General features: G+C 49.6%; 10 protein-coding genes. 6 read left to right on the plus strand and 4 right to left on the minus strand.

All coding sequences use genetic code 11. From position 1 onward, the window contains the following. Positions 1-384: 384 nt before the first annotated feature. The gene (locus ACXX82_RS15805) at positions 385-657 is read right to left on the minus strand and encodes an oxidative damage protection protein (RefSeq protein WP_322236415.1); all 273 of its coding nucleotides are present in this window, start codon (positions 655-657) and stop codon (positions 385-387) included. A gap of 98 nt (positions 658-755) precedes the next feature. Then, positions 756-2066 (minus strand): amino-acid N-acetyltransferase, encoded by a 1311-nt coding sequence (gene argA, locus ACXX82_RS15810; RefSeq protein WP_322236416.1) that lies wholly within the window; start codon positions 2064-2066, stop codon positions 756-758. Positions 2067-2452: 386 nt separating this feature from the next. On the opposite strand from argA, the gene ACXX82_RS15815 reads away from it, so the two are divergent. The 4 genes from ACXX82_RS15815 (at position 2453) to dcd (ending at position 8687) form a co-directional block, all read left to right on the plus strand. Then, a complete protein-coding gene (locus ACXX82_RS15815; protein WP_322236418.1) occupies positions 2453-3496 on the plus strand; it encodes an XdhC family protein in 1044 nt (347 codons plus the stop codon). A gap of 101 nt (positions 3497-3597) precedes the next feature. Continuing rightward, on the plus strand, positions 3598-7770 hold the full coding sequence (gene hrpA / locus ACXX82_RS15820; protein WP_458563236.1) for an ATP-dependent RNA helicase HrpA: 4173 nt from the start codon (positions 3598-3600) through the stop codon (positions 7768-7770). Further along, on the plus strand, positions 7749-7898 hold the full coding sequence (locus ACXX82_RS15825; RefSeq protein WP_458563237.1) for a hypothetical protein: 150 nt from the start codon (positions 7749-7751) through the stop codon (positions 7896-7898). Before hrpA ends, ACXX82_RS15825 begins: the two co-directional genes overlap by 22 nt. Positions 7899-8120: 222 nt before the next feature. Continuing rightward, positions 8121-8687, plus strand: coding sequence for a dCTP deaminase (gene dcd, locus ACXX82_RS15830; protein ID WP_322236424.1), 567 nt, complete (start codon positions 8121-8123; stop codon positions 8685-8687). A 142-nt stretch (positions 8688-8829) separates the two neighbouring features. On the opposite strand, the gene ACXX82_RS15835 is transcribed toward dcd, so the two are convergent. Together ACXX82_RS15835 and ACXX82_RS15840 are read right to left on the minus strand one after the other, a co-directional pair. Then, on the minus strand, positions 8830-11109 hold the full coding sequence (locus ACXX82_RS15835; protein ID WP_322236426.1) for an Orn/Lys/Arg family decarboxylase: 2280 nt from the start codon (positions 11107-11109) through the stop codon (positions 8830-8832). Positions 11110-11447: 338 nt separating this feature from the next. Continuing rightward, positions 11448-11972 (minus strand): dihydrofolate reductase, encoded by a 525-nt coding sequence (locus tag ACXX82_RS15840; protein WP_458563238.1) that lies wholly within the window; start codon positions 11970-11972, stop codon positions 11448-11450. 541 nt (positions 11973-12513) lie between these two features. On the opposite strand from ACXX82_RS15840, the gene ACXX82_RS15845 reads away from it, so the two are divergent. Both ACXX82_RS15845 and mdoH read left to right on the plus strand, forming a co-directional pair. Beyond that, positions 12514-14073: a glucan biosynthesis protein G gene (locus tag ACXX82_RS15845; protein ID WP_416186814.1), complete on the plus strand. Its 1560-nt coding sequence runs from the start codon at positions 12514-12516 to the stop codon at positions 14071-14073. After that, the gene (gene mdoH, locus ACXX82_RS15850; RefSeq protein WP_322236430.1) at positions 14046-16751 is read left to right on the plus strand and encodes a glucans biosynthesis glucosyltransferase MdoH; all 2706 of its coding nucleotides are present in this window, start codon (positions 14046-14048) and stop codon (positions 16749-16751) included. The genes ACXX82_RS15845 and mdoH overlap by 28 nt, the downstream gene beginning before the upstream one ends. Positions 16752-16941: the final 190 nt, after the last annotated feature.

A 16941-nucleotide genomic window follows, 5' to 3' on the forward strand; every position in this document is an offset into this window, starting at 1 on the left:
ACGATGCACGCGTCAGCAATCCAGGAATACGTCTGAAGATGTTCGCGGTTGCAGTATCAGCGAATAATGTCGAATGATGAATTTGAGGGAATAAATGCATGACGTTTTCGATCAGTTAGAGGCGTGATGGACGGGAGACGGGACGACACGATTGGTGCATGTTGTTCGGTGAGCTGATGCGTGCTGGCGGTAGCGCTGAGACAAAAAAACTAAGCAACGTCAATGCCCAGCTATTACAACGAAATTCAACATCAATAAGCCGCTATCAATACATGGATTGATGACTGTATTCACATCGGGTGATGTTAATGCTACCACTTTCCGGGATCAAAAAACTGATCGGCCAAATGGTAGCGGGGAAGGGAGCGTCGTTACGAAACGAGTTTATTCTGTCGGTGGAACGTAACCGACGGCGGCATCTGCGCCGTTGCCGAAGAAATGATTTTCCATTTGTGTCGCAAGATATTTACGTGCACGAATGTCAGCCAGGTTCAGGCGATTTTCATTCACCAGCATCGTTTGATGCTTCAGCCATCCAGCCCATGCTTCTTTTGAAACGCTTTCAAAAATACGCTTGCCCAGTTCACCCGGATACGGTGGGAAATCCAATCCTTCAGCTTCTTTATCGAGTTTGATGCAATGAATAGTACGTGCCATGATTTTCCTTGTTTGTTACCTGTGAGTATCAGCGCCCACTCCGGCCTGAATGCCTGAGTGAGGCGATAAATGAGAGTCAGCGGTTAAAGTTGCTTACATTAAAGTTGTTTAATCAGTACCAATGATTTACGTTGCCAGTTATACATATGTTGACGATTTTTCGGTAAGTCGTCGACTGTCGCGCTGACAAAGCCGCGCCGCAAAAACCAATGTGAAGTTCGTGTAGTCAATACGAATAGTTTGGTCAGGCCAGCGGCGCGCGCTCGGCTTTCCATATGTTTCAGAATTTTCTCACCGTCGCCCTGCGCTTGCACTTCCGGATTAACCGTCAGACAAGCCATCTCTCCCATTTTTTCATCTGGGAAAGGGTACAACGCTGCGCAGCCAAACAGCACGCCATCATGGTCGATGACAGAGAAATAATGGATTTCGCGCTCAATCAGTTCGCGGCCGCGCTTGACCAGCGTGCCATCGGCTTCCAGTGGTTCGATCAATTTCAGGATACCGCCGACGTCCTCAATCGTTGCTTCACGCAAGCTTTCCAGATTCTCGTAAGTAATCATGGTGCCAATACCATCATGCGTAAATAATTCAAGCAACGCCGAACCATCAGTCGCAAACGGTACGATGTGCGCACGTGGCACGCCAGCGTTGCAGGATTTGATGGCGTGCTGCAAGTAGAAGGCTGAATCGGACGGCAGACAACCGCTTTCGAGCACTGCCTGCGCCTGATGAGACGATAGTTCTCGGATTTCAGTTCCTGCGGCGTCTTTCAGTAAGGGCGTTTCGCTGATGAAGATCAATTTCTCGGCGCGCAGTGAAATGGCAGCGGCGACCGCAACATCTTCCATGGTCAGATTAAATGCTTCACCAGTCGGCGAAAAACCCAATGGCGAGAGCAGAACCAGATTACCCGCGCTCAAAATAGGGTGGATGGTTTCGTAGGCGATCTTACGCACCACGCCAGTCAATTGAAGGTCTGCACCATCAATCACGCCTAGTGGTCGCGCTGTCACAAAGTTGCCTGAAATAATCCTGATGGCGGCGTGCGCCATGGGGGTATTTGGCAAGCCCTGACTAAATGCCGCTTCGATATCGAGCCGTAATTCGCCCGCGGCTTCTTTTGCGCATTCCAATGCCGCGATGTCGGTGATCCGCAAGCCGTTAGAAAAGCGCGTTTCAACATTGCGTAGTGTCAATTGTTCTTCAACCTGCGGTCGTGAGCCATGCACAATCACAATTTTGATACCTAACGCGTGCAGTAACGACAGATCTTGTGCAAGCACGGGTAAGGCCCCAGCCATGACTAACTCGCCCGGAAAGGCGATCACAAAGGTCTTGCCGCGAAAGGCATGAATGTAGGGCGCGACAGAGCGCAGCCACTGGACGAATTCGGAGGTGTTTTCCATGGTGTGCATTATATACATACAGTGGCACTGAGCACACTTTGTCCCAGCAGGATTGATGTGAAAGTACGCCATCGGCGTTGGGCTTTCCTTGCCACCTCGGCGGCCCCGTACTATCGTACTGTCTTCGTCGGCCCGCCTTGCTGGGACAAGATTACGTCAATACTATAATTTTGCATTGGCATAAACCCGTCCTGTGACCTTGATTGCAATAGAAGTAACTCTTATGTTTCTGGTAATTTTAGCAATTAATGGTGTAATTCGACTGTTCTTAAGAATTTGCGATGATAGTTTCTGTGACCGTTAAAATCCTGTCGGCAAGTGAAGATGTGATCTCTTCTATATCATAGAGTTGTCCAGGAATAAGTTGTATAAATTGAAAGTAAAAAATGAACGCGGTCGATTATCAGGTATTAAATAGCGCGGTGAGTTGGTTGCGACAGGGCAAGCGCGTCACATTGGTGACGGTAGTGCGCAATTGGGGATCGGCACCGCGTCCACTTGGATCGCTGTTCGCCATCACTTCCGAAGGTGATTTTACCGGATCGGTATCGGGTGGCTGTGTCGAGGATGATTTAATGGCGCGTTTTGCCGCATCCTTTCCAGAAAAAATTGAAGTCGTGCGCTACGGCATTACTGCCGAACAGGTGCGCCGGTTCGGTTTGCCATGTGGTGGCACACTCGAACTGGTGGTCGAACCGCTTGTTAATGCAGCCGCACTGGAACCGTTGCTGGAGGCGGTTGCATCCCGACGGTTGGTGCAAAGGCGGCTTAATCTTATTAGTGGCGTGGCGGTCATCGAGCCAGCAACTGCCGACTTTACGGTGCGTTTTGGCGATAATGAATTGGTTCATGTGTTCGGTCCGCATTGGCGTTTACTGATTATTGGCGCCGGTCAGGTATCAGAATATCTGGCGCAAATGGCGCCAGCGCTAGATTTTTCGGTCTATTTAAATGATCCGCGTGAAGAGCAACGGCGCAACTGGCAAACCAATGAGCAGGCTAATGGAAACACACACATAATCTCAGCGGCTTCTGCCGTTGAATGGCTTGAAGGCATGCCGGATGACGCGGTGCATGCATTTGCACCAGATAAACGGACCGTGATCGTAGCGCTCAGTCATGATCCAAAGGTAGATGATATGGCATTGATGGAAGCGTTGAAAACCGATGCGTTTTACGTCGGAGCAATCGGTTCTATGGCCAGCACCATTGCGCGCAAGGCGCGTTTGCTGACGCTGGATGTGACACAGGAAGAAGTGGATCGCTTACACGCCCCAATCGGTCTGCCGATTTTTAGTCGTTCTCCAGCGGAAATCGCGGTCTCGGTACTAGCGGAGCTGGTCGCCTTGCGCAATTGCGATGTTGTGGCGAGGTCTGTGTCAAGTTGTGCGATTGGTGCGCCGCTCGAAGAAAAGGTTGTTTCTTCGTAACGAAGGCACGATTACCTGCGCCGTGGATTCTCTCGTTTGTGACCGCTTTTCGCGAAGCGGTTGCTGCGTAGGCGTGCTGCGCTCTGTATAATTCTTATCCCATGCCAGTATCAGAATCCAATAAACCAATGCGGCCCGCAGATTCACGCCGGCCGCCACGCTCTGAAGCCCCTCCGCGTCAGGAAAATTCATCACGTCCGGCGCAATCACCTGCACCAAGTTCGATATCCGGACCTGTTCCCGTCACTATCAGCGCTGATTCAAATCGACCCCGACGTTCTGAAGGTCGTTTGCCGCGGGAAGCAAGACCGCGAACCGCACCGGAACGCAATCCACTGCCGCCGATCATATTTCCAGAGGAATTGCCGGTATCGGGCAGACGCGCTGAAATTGCTGAAGCTTTGCTGGCTAACCAGGTCATTATTGTCTGCGGTGAAACCGGATCAGGGAAAACCACGCAGTTACCGAAGATATGTCTTGAATTAGGTCGTGGTCTCAATGGTTTGATTGGGCATACGCAGCCGCGCCGGATTGCTGCGTCGTCGACAGCTAAGCGGATTGCGCAGGAACTGGGATCGCCGTTGGGCGAGCACGTTGGTTTTAAAGTGCGTTTTAACGATACGTTGACCAAAGGTGCGTGGGTCAAGCTGATGACTGACGGGATATTGCTGGCCGAAACGCAGACCGATCCGATGTTGCGGCAATATGACACCATCATCATTGATGAGGCGCACGAGCGCAGTCTTAACATCGATTTTCTGCTCGGATACCTGAAGCAATTACTACCCAAACGGCCTGATCTGAAGTTGATCATTACTTCAGCGACGATTGATGCTGATCGTTTTGCGCGTCATTTTGGTCACGGTGATAAATTGGCACCCGTGATAGAAGTATCTGGACGCTTGTACGAAGTGGAGGTGCGTTACCGGCCGGTCGATAACGCGGATCGTAGCGGCGTTAATCCGTCGACTACAGCGGCAAGGCCGGGTGGTGCGTCAAGTGCGCCCAATGCAGCACACAACGCAGCTCCGAACGCAGCACAGCGCGACCGTGATCAACGCGATTTGATGGATGCGGTGGTTGATGCCGTTGATGAACTGGCGCGGGTTGGTTCTGGTGATGTGTTGGTATTTTTACCCGGCGAGCGGGAGATTCGCGACGCTGCCGAAGCATTACGCAAACATCATCCGCCGCATGTAGAGATTTTGCCGTTGTTTGCGCGTTTATCGGCGCAGGAACAAGAGCGGGTATTTAAGGTATCGAATGCCCGCCGCATTGTCCTCGCGACCAACGTAGCTGAAACCTCGCTCACTGTTCCCGGTATTCGTTACGTGGTCGATGCCGGTTTGGCACGTGTTAAACGTTATAGTTATCGCAATAAGGTTGAGCAATTACAGATTGAACCGATTGCCCAATCGGCGGCGAATCAGCGCGCAGGGCGTTGTGGTCGGGTGGCTGCGGGTGTGTGTATTCGTCTATACGAAGAACGCGACTATCTTCAACGTCCAAAATTTACCGAACCGGAAATCATGCGATCGTCGCTGGCTTCGGTGATTTTGCGGATGAAATCGTTGCATTTGACCGATGTTGAAACGTTTCCCTTCATTGAGCCGCCGCCGGGACGTGCCATTGCCGACGGTTATCAATTGTTGCAGGAACTTGGCGCGGTTGATGACAATAATCAGTTGACCAAAACTGGGCGCGAATTGGCAAAATTACCGCTCGATCCACGCGTTGGCCGCATGATATTGGCATCGCTGGATAACGTTTGTCTATCCGAAATGCTGATCATTGCATCGGCAGTATCGGTCCAGGATCCGCGTGATCGACCGATGGATGCGCAAGCTGCCGCTGATCAGGCACATAAGAAATTCGCCGATGAAAAATCCGAATTCCAAAGCTATTTAAAAATCTGGAAATGGTTTGAAGAAGCCATCGAGCACAAGAAAACCAATCGCCAGTTGCAGGATAATTGTCGTGCTAACTTCCTGTCGCAATTACGATTGCGGGAATGGCGCGATGTTCACTCGCAACTGTTGACCATCGTGAGGGAACAAGGCTGGCGACTAAACGAAGCGCCAGCAACTTACGATAATTTGCACACGGCGTTGTTGACCGGGTTGTTGGGTAACGTTGGCTTTAAGGCTGACGACGATCCGCATTATCTGGGCGCACGCGGCATCAAGTTTCATATCTGGCCGGGATCTTCATTAACGAAAAAAGCCGGAAAGTGGGTGATGGCGTCGGAACTGGTCGATACCACGCGCTTGTATGCGCGTTGCGTTTCTCAGATTCAGCCGGAATGGCTGGAAAAAGTCGGCGCGCATTTACTGAAAAAATCCTACGGCGAACCGCGCTGGGAAAAGCGTATGGCGCAGGTTTCTGCCTCAGAGCGCGCAACACTTTATGGGTTGGTGGTGTATAGCCAGCGGCGGATTAATTTCGGCCTGATCAATCCTAAAGAGGCGCGGGAGATTTTTATTCGTGATGCGCTGGTCGGCGGCGAATATGACACGCGTGCACCCTTTTTTGCCCACAACCAAAAACTGATCCGTGAGATCGAAAATCTGGAACATAAGTCGCGACGTCTGGATGTGCTGGTCGACGAAGAGCTGATTGCGGCGTTTTACGACAAGCTGATTCCGGTCGATATTTGTAATGGTATTACTTTTGAGAAATGGCTCAAGGATACGACGCATAAAAATCCGACCTTGCTCTATTTGAATCGCGACGATTTGATGCGTCATGAAGCGGCGGGTATCACGACGGATTTGTTTCCCAAGGTGATGCGGGTTGCCGGTATTGAGATGGGATTGTCGTATCACTTTGAGCCCGGCACACCGCGGGATGGCGTTACGCTGACCGTCCCGCTCTATGCATTAAATCAGGTGTACGTTGATCGGTGCGATTGGCTGGTAACCGGGATGCTGAAAGAGAAAGTGCATCTGCTGTTGAAATCGTTGCCCCAAAAAATACGTCGTAACTGCGTGCCGCTGCCTGACTATGCTGCCGGATTTTGTGAGCGGATTCAGGCGCGTAGTGCCTTCGGCCACGGCAATTTGCTGGACGCATTGATTGCTGACATACGCGCTGAAACGACCGTCGCGGTGCGAATCTCCGACTTTAAGGTGGAGACTTTGCCAGCGCACCATACGATGAATTTCAAAGTCATCGACGAGCATGGCAGGCAACTTGATATGGGCCGTAATCTTGCTGCGCTTCAAGCTGAATTGGGCGGACAGGCGCGTGAGAGTTTTCAGAAGCTGGCTGAAAAGACCGGGGTTGTTTCAAGCGAAATAGCTGCCACACATGCCGGGCTTGTCACCCCTCCAGCGTCATCAAGCCACGCTGCGGCTTCGCAAGGTGCGACTAAAGTGGTGTCGGCAAACACGGGTGCACAGAATGGCACCAGCGTCGCTGCTTATAGCAATTTGACCAGTTGGAGTTTTGGAGAGTTGCCAGAACTACTGGAAATCCAGCAAGGCAAACAGACGTTGATTGGTTTTCCGGCGCTTGTCGATAAGATCACTTATTGTGACCTGGAAGTCTTTGATGATCCGAATGAAGCGGTGCGCATCCATCGACTGGGTTTGCGTCGTTTATTTGCGCTTCAGCTGAAGGAACAACTTAAATTTCTTGAAAAAAATATTCCCGGTTTACAGCAAATGGGAATGCAGTTTATGGCTCTTGGATCGCAGGAAGAATTGCGTGACCAGATTATTTCGGCCGGACTCGAGCGCGCCTGTCTCCAAGCGCCACTGCCTATGAATGCTGCACAATTCATGCAACGTAAGGACGAAGGCAAATCTCGTCTTGGTTTGCTATGCAACGAAATTGCACGATTAACAGCATTGATACTGGTTGAATATCACGGATTGCCGAAAAAGTTACAAGGCGTTAAAGCGCAAACGGCGGCAGTTGCAGATATTCAGGCGCAAATAATGGGTTTGGTGAACAAGCGTTTTATTGCTGAAAACGATTATGCGAATTTAACGCATTTTCCGCGCTATCTGAAGGCAATTAGTGTGCGTTTGGAGAAGTTGCGCGCTGAGCCTAGTCGCGATGCGCGTTCGCTAACTGAATGGTCGCAGGTCGCAACACCTTGGCAACGGGCGCAAAAAGAGCGGCAAGGGAAGGGCGTCGATCCAAAAATGCAGGAATTTCGCTGGATGCTGGAGGAGCTGCGCGTCTCGCTATTTGCGCAGGAACTAAAAACACCGATGCCGGTTTCAGTCAAACGGCTGCAAAAAGTATGGGAGACAATGCAGCGGTAAGCGCATTGCTAACTAAGCTGCAAGGCGCTGATGGACGGGATCAACGTCATTGTAATGACAGGGAAGTTGCCTGCGTGACGGTGGTACGTTTGGTGCCTCAACACTTTGTGGTCGAAGAGCGCCGTTGATTCGCGTAAAATTGCGCAAACATATTTTATCTATTTCGCTATTTTCATTACTGAAATTGTCGATTAATCAGTTTAATCTTGGTACGTTGGGCTAACGTCTGGCATCTCCGTACATTGTGGTAATTTTGTGGCGGCATTGCTGCCCTACGACTGAAAAAGATTAATAATTGCTCCACCATTTCTGGTTTGAAGTTGCACCACCTTTACAAAGAAGAGAACACTATGGCTATCAAATCCGATAAATGGATCCGTCGCATGGCGCAGGAAACCGGCATGATCGAGCCGTTCTCGCCCACGCAGGTGCGTGAAGAAAATGGTAATAAAATCGTCTCATACGGCACTTCGTCCTACGGCTACGATATTCGTTGCGCCAATGAATTCAAGATTTTTACCAATATCAATTCGACCATTGTAGACCCGAAGAATTTCGATGAAAAATCATTTGTCGATTTCGTCGGTGACGTTTGTATCATTCCACCAAATTCGTTTGCGTTGGCGCGTACCATCGAATATTTTCGTATTCCACGGAGCGTCCTGACGATCTGTTTAGGCAAGTCGACTTACGCCCGTTGCGGCATCATTGTCAATGTGACGCCATTCGAGCCAGAGTGGGAAGGTTACGTGACACTGGAATTTTCCAATACGACGCCATTGCCAGCAAAAATTTATGCAGGCGAAGGTTGTGCACAGGTCTTGTTCTTTGAGAGCGATGAAGTGTGCGAAACGTCTTACAAGGATCGCGGCGGCAAATATCAGGGCCAGCAAGGCGTCACATTACCTAAAGCTTAACCTGCATAGGTTGTTTGCGTTGATTACCGCGCTGCTGACTAAGTTGATGACTGTGCGATAGGTTGGCGCAGTCAGAATGGAATAAGCCATTGATGGCCATATCACATTTGATATGGCCATTTTTTTGGCTATTTTTTATTTGCTATTGGTTTGTAGCTTCGATGCGAACGCAGTCGACAAAGTAATCCCGCTTGCCATTCACTTCACGCTTCACCAGGCCATGCACGTCTGTTTCAAATCCCGGAAATTTTTCATTGAAATTCCGTGCAAATTTTAAGTAGTCAACAATAGTCTTATTGAAACGTTCGCCAGGAATCAGCAACGGAATGCCGGGCGGATAGGGCGTCAATAGGATCGATGTCACGCGGCCTTCGAGCTGGTCAATTGGTACGCGATCTATTTCACGATGCGCCATCTTGGCAAAAGCGTCGGATGGTTTCATGGCCGGTTGCATGGCTGAAAGATACATTTCAGTGGTTAGACGCGCGATATCATAGGCTTTGTAGGTCTCATGAATTTGCTGGCACAAATCGCGCAGACCAAGGCGTTCGTAGCGAGAATTTTTGCCGTTATTAGCGCGAGCGAATTCCGGCAGAATGCGCCAGATGGGCTGGTTCTTATCGTAATCGTCTTTAAATTGCTGCAATGCTGTCAGCAACGTGTTCCAGCGGCCTTTGGTAATGCCGATAGTGAACATGATAAAGAATGAATACAAACCACATTTTTCAACGATAACCCCATGCTCGGCCAAATACTTGGTCACAATCGAAGCCGGTATTCCGCTATCACCAAATTGACCGTCAAGTGACAACCCTGGCGTAACGATGGTTGCCTTAATCGGATCGAGCATATTGAAGTTGGGTGCCAGATTGCCGAAGCCATGCCAATCGTCTTCAGCCTTGATTACCCAGTCTTCTCGTGAGCCGATACCATCCTCTGAGAACGAGTTTGGTCCCCACACCTGAAACCACCAATCCGCGCCCCATTCGAGATCGATTTTTTTCATGGCGCGGCGGAAATCGAGCGCCTCAAGAATACTTTCTTCGACCAGCGCAGTACCGCCCGGCGCTTCCATCATCGCCGCTGCGACGTCGCAGGACGCAATGATGGAATATTGTGGCGAGGTGGACGTGTGCATCAGATACGCCTCATTAAAAGCGTCCTGATCGAGTTGCACGGTTTCCGATTCACGCACCAGCACTTGCGATGCCTGCGATAGACCCGCTAGCAATTTGTGGGTTGATTGCGTTGAAAAAATCATTGATTTCTTTGCACGCGGGCGATCTTTGCCGATCGCGTGCATGTCTTTGTAGAAATCATGGAAAGTGGCGTGCGGTAACCATGCTTCATCAAAATGCAAAGTATCGATCTCGCCATCGAGCATGTTTTGCAGCGTCTCAACGTTATAAATAACACCATCGTAAGTCGATTGCGTAATCGTGAGGATACGTGGCTTTTTATTCAATGCTTCCCGGGCAAACGGATTGGCTTCGATCTTTTTCCGAATGCTTTCCATCGTAAATTCTTCTAGCGGAATCGGACCGATAATACCCAGGTGATTACGGGTCGGCATCAGGAAGACCGGGATTGCGCCGGTCATAATGATCGAGTGCAAAATCGACTTGTGACAATTGCGATCCACGACGACGATATCGCCGGGCGCAACGGTTGAATGCCACACCATCTTGTTTGAGGTGGACGTTCCGTTGGTAACGAAGTAACAATGATCGGCGTTGTAAATGCGTGCTGCGTTGCGCTCGGATTCAGCGATTGGGCCCGTATGATCAAGCAACTGACCGAGTTCTTCGACGGCGTTACAAACGTCGGCACGCAACATGTTTTCACCAAAAAATTGATGAAACATCTGGCCAATCGGTGATTTTAAAAAGGCGACGCCGCCAGAATGGCCGGGACAGTGCCAAGAGTAAGAGCCATCTTGGGCGTAGTGTACCAACGCACGAAAGAAGGGCGGCGAGAGGCCGTCCAGATAGGATTTGGCTTCGCGAATAATATGCCGGGCGACAAACTCAGGCGTGTCTTCAAACATATGAATAAAGCCGTGCAGTTCACGCAGAATGTCATTTGGTATATGACGTGAAGTGCGGGTTTCGCCGTATAAATAGATCGGGATGTCGGCATTCTTGTAGCGGATTTCTTCGACAAAGGCGCGTAACGATTTCAGCGCGTGATCGGTCTCTTCGAATGAACCTGCCCCGAACTCCTCATCGTCGATCGAGAGAATAAAGGCGGACGCTCGCGATTGTTGCTGGGCGAATTGCGACAGGTCGCCATAACTGGTGACACCCAAAACTTCCATGCCTTCTTTTTCCATCGCGTCGGCGAGGGCCCGGATACCGAGACCGGAGGTATTTTCTGAGCGGAAATCTTCATCGATGATGACGATAGGGAAGCGGAATTTCATGCGGTCTCCAAGAGACGGGTGTGGATAACAGGAACAGCGAACGCGGTTCCCGGTTGGGCCGCTGGTTCGCTGATCAATGACTTGCGTCGCTCGCTGCTCTTAAGGTAGAGGGCAACTTTGCGGCACTAAAAAGGTGAAAGTCGAATTTTCGCAGATATGTGCAAAATTGGGGTGAAATGTACCAAAACACTAGCAAAAAAATCAGCCCGCAACGTTGTCCCAAAAATAGGGTGCATAAGATGACTTAACACAATGACTTAATACAATGACTTAATATAATGATTTAATAATATGGCATTAAAAGTATGATCAAAAAATTCGACCCATTACAGCTGTTCTTAAGCGTTAAACGATTGTCGTCTTTGATATTCTACAAAGGCGTAGTCGAAATTGTTGGCTGCGGAGTGATGTGAGAGACGTGACGTTTCTTGCCATTGTTGCGGATCTAATGCCGGAAAGAAGGCGTCGCAGTCAAAGCGTTTGCTGATTTCAGTCACGATTAAACGGTCACAAAGGCGTTGCGCAGCAGCGTAGATTTCGGCACCGCCGATGACGAAGGCTTCCCCAGCAGCATCGGCATCATTAACACTTGAATTCGCTAGCGCGGCGGCGGCTTCGAGAGAGCTCACGGTTTCCACGCCTTCGTGTTGCCATTCTGGATTACGGGTAATGACGATATTGCGCCTATTTGGCAGAGGCCGCCCAATGGATTCAAATGTTTTACGACCCATAATAATCGTGTGACCCGACGTGGTGCGTTTGAAGTGCGCCAAATCCTCCGGTAAATGCCATGGAAGGGTATTGCGAATGCCGATGCCATTTTTGGCATCAGTGGCGACAATGATAGTGAGAATAAAAGGCATGGCGGGCGCAGGTTTGGTCAATGGAGGGACTTTTTAAAATGTGCGGTAAATTTTGTTGCTTTATCGAACTGATCAGGTGGTGACGGAGGTTTGATACGTTGGCGTCATTGGCGTCAATGATTACATTTGATCGCTTCAAGCATATAAATTTAGCTCTCAACACTTCGCTATAGTGGGACAGTATGATGACATACGCGTGAATTGCTGCGATTTTACTATAAACATCCAGAGGAACTTTGGTGGCTTACGCTGATCATAACTCGGTATGTAAATTTGCTTATTAACAAGAAAGAAGCTGGGTTAATGCGTATTGTCCCTTAGCATTGATCGCTTTTATGTAATGTTAATTCGTGTCAATTAGCAGGTATTTTTGTTTGATTTAATGTAAATTTGGCAAATAATTCTGTATTAAAGCATCCAAAGATGCTTCTTTGCGAAAATAAATAAACAATCCAACGCTGTAAGCTAATATCTATTGATAGTGGCAATCAGCTAACGAGCGGTGATTTCGCAAATCAAAGCAGTGCCAAATGGGAATCCAATGTTTTTAAAATATTTTTCTTCGGTGAAGTCATTTATTTCGACACCAACGCGCGTCATGTTGGCGCCAGCACTAATCATTATGGGATGCCTACTTCCTATTCAGTATGCTTCAGCGTTTAATTTTAACGACGTTGCGCAACGGGCTAAAGCGTTATCAGCTAAGGCTTATGTTAAGCCTGTCCCGGATATACCAAAAGAGGTTGATGATTTAACCCTGGAGCAGTATCGAGACATTCGGTTCAAGTCTGAAAAATCACCGTGGGCTAGTGCTAAGTTGCCATTTGATTTAGCTTTTTTTCATGAGGGCCACCTGTTTAACCAGCCGGTCAAAATGAATGAGATCCTCGGTAAAAACGTACGTGAGATTCGCTTTGATCCCAACAATTTTACCTATGGCGCAAATAAAATAGATCCAAGTAAATTGCGCGGGCTTGGGTTTGCTGGCTTCCGTGTTCATTACCCGCTTAATAACACCAGTTATAAAGATGAAGTGTTGTCGTTCTTGGGCGCAAGCTATTTCCGTGCTATCGGCAAGGATCAGCGCTATGGATTATCGGCGCGCGGATTGGCGGTTGACACTGCGTTGAACTCGGGCGAAGAATTTCCGCAGTTTGTAGAATTTTGGATTGAACGGCCAAAAGCCGGTGATAAACAACTGACGATCTACGCATTGCTTAATTCGCGTCGGGTGACTGGCGCATATAGCTTTATTCTGAAGCCCGGAGTTGATACGGCGATTGAGGTCAAAGCGCAACTTTATTTGCGCGAAAACGTGAGCAAATTAGGCATTGCACCGCTTACAAGTATGTTTTTATATGGCAAAAATCAACGGTCACCTGTTGAAGATTATCGGCCAGAAGTGCATGATTCAGATGGATTATTGGTAGCGTCTGGCACTGGCGAGTGGATTTGGCGACCATTGGTTAATCCTAAACGTTTGCTGGTCACGTCTTACACCTTGAGTAATCCGATTGGTTTTGGGTTGATGCAGCGCGAGCGTAACTTTGCCGCGTATCAAGATCTTAGCTCGCGCTACGAAAAAGGGCCGAGTGCCTGGGTTCAGCCCAAAGGAAAGTGGGGCTCTGGGAGAGTCGAGTTAGTGCAGATCCCGACACCGGATGAAACAAATGACAATATTGTTGCTTATTGGGTACCTGATACCCCGCCAAAAGTGGGCCAACCTTTCAACATTGAGTACACACTTTTATGGCAAAAAGACGCTGAGAAGAGTTCACCTTTATCATGGGTAACGCAAACGCGACGCGGCAATGGGTTTCAGGCTAAGCCTGATGACAGTATCGGTTTGTTAGTAGATTTTGAGGGTCCGGCCTTTAAGAAGCTGCCTGAAAACACAAAATTGGATGCGGTTGTCAGTGTTGATGATAACGGCAAACTATTGAGCAGCGAAGCGGTCAAAAATGAAGCTACCGGCGGGTGGCGCATCAATATCAAGTTGCGCCGGAACGAAGAAAATAAACCGGTCGAGATACGTGCTTTCTTGCGTAACGCCAATACAACCTTATCTGAAACGTGGAGTTACATATTACCGCCCAACTAGCGCTCAAGCCAGTATCGCAGGTGATTGACGAACATTCGCCTAGCGATTCCTATCTCCAGCGCCTTCCTCTGTCGCCGCGGCAGCGTAAGCTGTTGTCCGAGCGAATGCATTTTAGTCCGTCAGCGACATCGACCGAAGAAATGGCCGCGTTGCACCTGGCGCTGGCCGAGATTGACGATGCCAGCAGTGTTTCTAATGCAACTAATCCGGCATATGCATCAATCGCCAATCGTTTGCAGTTGGCGTATGGAGTTCCGCAGGACGTTGATAGCCTGTCTGACAGCGTATCGGGTACGGTTTTAAACAATCCATCTGACAATGTATCAAACTATAACGGCTCGTCCGGGGAAGACAATCGTGATTCTACGGGCTTGACACCGGAGATCGTTACTGATGCAAGTGGCAGAACACGGATAACAATTGCGCTGCCATTGAAGCGGACGCCGATCGTTGCTCGTCCTTGGGGGACGTTGAATCCTATCGTGCGCTGGATCGAAAACGCTAATCGCGCCTTTGATCGCCGCCCGAGCTTGAAATCCAGAAGGCGTGCGACGGCGCAGGAAACCGCGCAACAAACTAGTGTTGAACACCCCGTCCTGAAAGAGAAAACGCACGATCCACGTGGGATCTGGCGACACAATGGAAATCTGCGCCGCCTCGTGTTAGTCATGTTGATGTTGGCACAGACGGTGGTTGCCACCTATTTCATGAGTACGGTGCTGCCGTACCATGGCACTAAACCATTGGAGATGCTGACTCTCGTCCTGTTTGCGATTCTGTTTTGCTGGGTTTCGGCGGGATTCTGGACTGCGATGGCAGGTTTTCTGGTTTTGATGCGCGGGACCGATCGCTACGTTATTTCGCGGGAAGATGCGGCGCCTGGGCCGATTGCTGGCAATGTGAGAACGGCGATTGTCATGCCGATCTGTAATGAGGACGTCAATCGCGTATTTGCTGGGTTGCGTGCGACGTATGAGTCGGTATTGCAAAGTGGTGAGTTGGATCGTTTCGATTTCTTTGTACTAAGCGATAGCGGTGATCCCGATATCTGCACTGCAGAACTGGATGCATGGGTAACTTTATGTCGCACGCTCGGGGGATTTGGTCGTATTTTTTATCGACACCGTCGCCGTCGGGTTAAGCGCAAGAGTGGCAATATCGACGATTTCTGCCGCCGTTGGGGTGCGAATTATGATTACATGATTGTGCTGGACGCCGATAGTGTCATGAGCGGCACCTGTCTGACGACACTCGTGCGTTTGATGGAAGCAAATTCAAGCGCTGGTATTATTCAGACCGCGCCGCGTGCCGCTGGCCGCGATACTTTGTATGCGCGGATTCAACAGTTTTCTACACGCGTATATGGGCCGTTGTTCACCGCAGGTTTGCATTACTGGCAATTGGGCGAGTCGCACTATTGGGGCCACAACGCGATTATCCGGTTGACGCCTTTCATGAAGTATTGCGCTCTCGCACCGCTGCCTGGCGAAGGATCGTTGGCCGGTGAAATTCTGTCACATGACTTTGTCGAAGCGGCATTGATGCGACGCGCTGGTTGGGGCGTCTGGATTGCTTATGATCTGGCTGGTAGTTTTGAGGAAATGCCGCCAAATCTATTGGATGAACTTAAGCGCGATCGCCGTTGGTGTCAGGGAAATCTGATGAATTTCCGATTATTTCTGGCGCGCGGCATGCATGGTGTTCATCGTGCAGTATTTGTTACCGGTGTGATGGCGTACATTTCGGCACCACTTTGGTTCGGATTTTTAGTATTGTCGACGGCGTTGCTTGCCATGCATACGTTGATTGCACCTGAATATTTTGTGACCCCGGGTCAACTATTTCCCGTGTGGCCGGAATGGCATCCTGAGAAGGCGTTAACTTTATTTAGCGCAACAGCGACGCTGTTATTTCTTCCTAAAATCTTGAGCGTCATTTTGATTTGGGCTAAAGGCGCACGTGAGTTTGGCGGTGTTGTCCGGCTAACGATGGGCATGATCATTGAATTGTTGTTTTCTATGATGCTGGCCCCGGTCAGGATGTTATTCCACACGCGCTTTGTGGTCGGTGCTTTTCTTGGATGGGCGATTAGCTGGAAGTCACCGCCTCGCGAAGATACGGAAACCACTTGGGGCGAGGCAGTTCGGCGACACGGCTGGCACACGGCGCTGGGGATAGCGTGGGGCGCAGGTGTATTCTTTTTGGAACCATCATTTTTGTGGTGGTTATTGCCGATTGTCGGCTCTCTGGTGCTTTCGATTCCATTATCAGTATTTTCAAGCCGAGTTTCATTGGGGCGCAGTTTCCGCCACGCTGGGTTATTTGTGATTCCGGAAGAGGTCGATTTACCACCCGAACTTGCCGCGACTACGGCATATAACGAGGCAAGCAGACGCTTGGCTGGTTTTACTGAAGCAGTGGTTGATCCAATTATTAACGCATTGGTCTGTGCTTCGGTCACGGCGCGGCCAAATATTCCTGCCGCTAGTGTCGCAGCGCATGCCGCGTTAATCAAAGCAGCATTGATCCATGGACCCGATAGTTTATCCTCTGGCCAAAAAAGTGCTGTACTGGATAATCCATTGATGTTGTCGCAATTGCATTTGGACGTATGGAGTGCACCAGAGGCGAATCGCTTGTGGATGGGATTGACCGAAAGAAACGTTGCCTCTTCCTAGTGAGCGTCTTTGCGTTTCTATTGCAATCAGATTACTCAACCTGATTATTTGTGTTTGAGCATGGCATCTTAAAAGAATATGCATCCTTTTAAGATGCCCTGATAGGCATTCAAAATGCAGAGGTACAGTGCCGGTTCGGGTGACGGAGTCTTTAAATTAACGTCTGATTAAGCGTTTTATGAAGCGCCTG

This window comes from Glaciimonas sp. GNP009 (genome assembly GCF_054343755.1).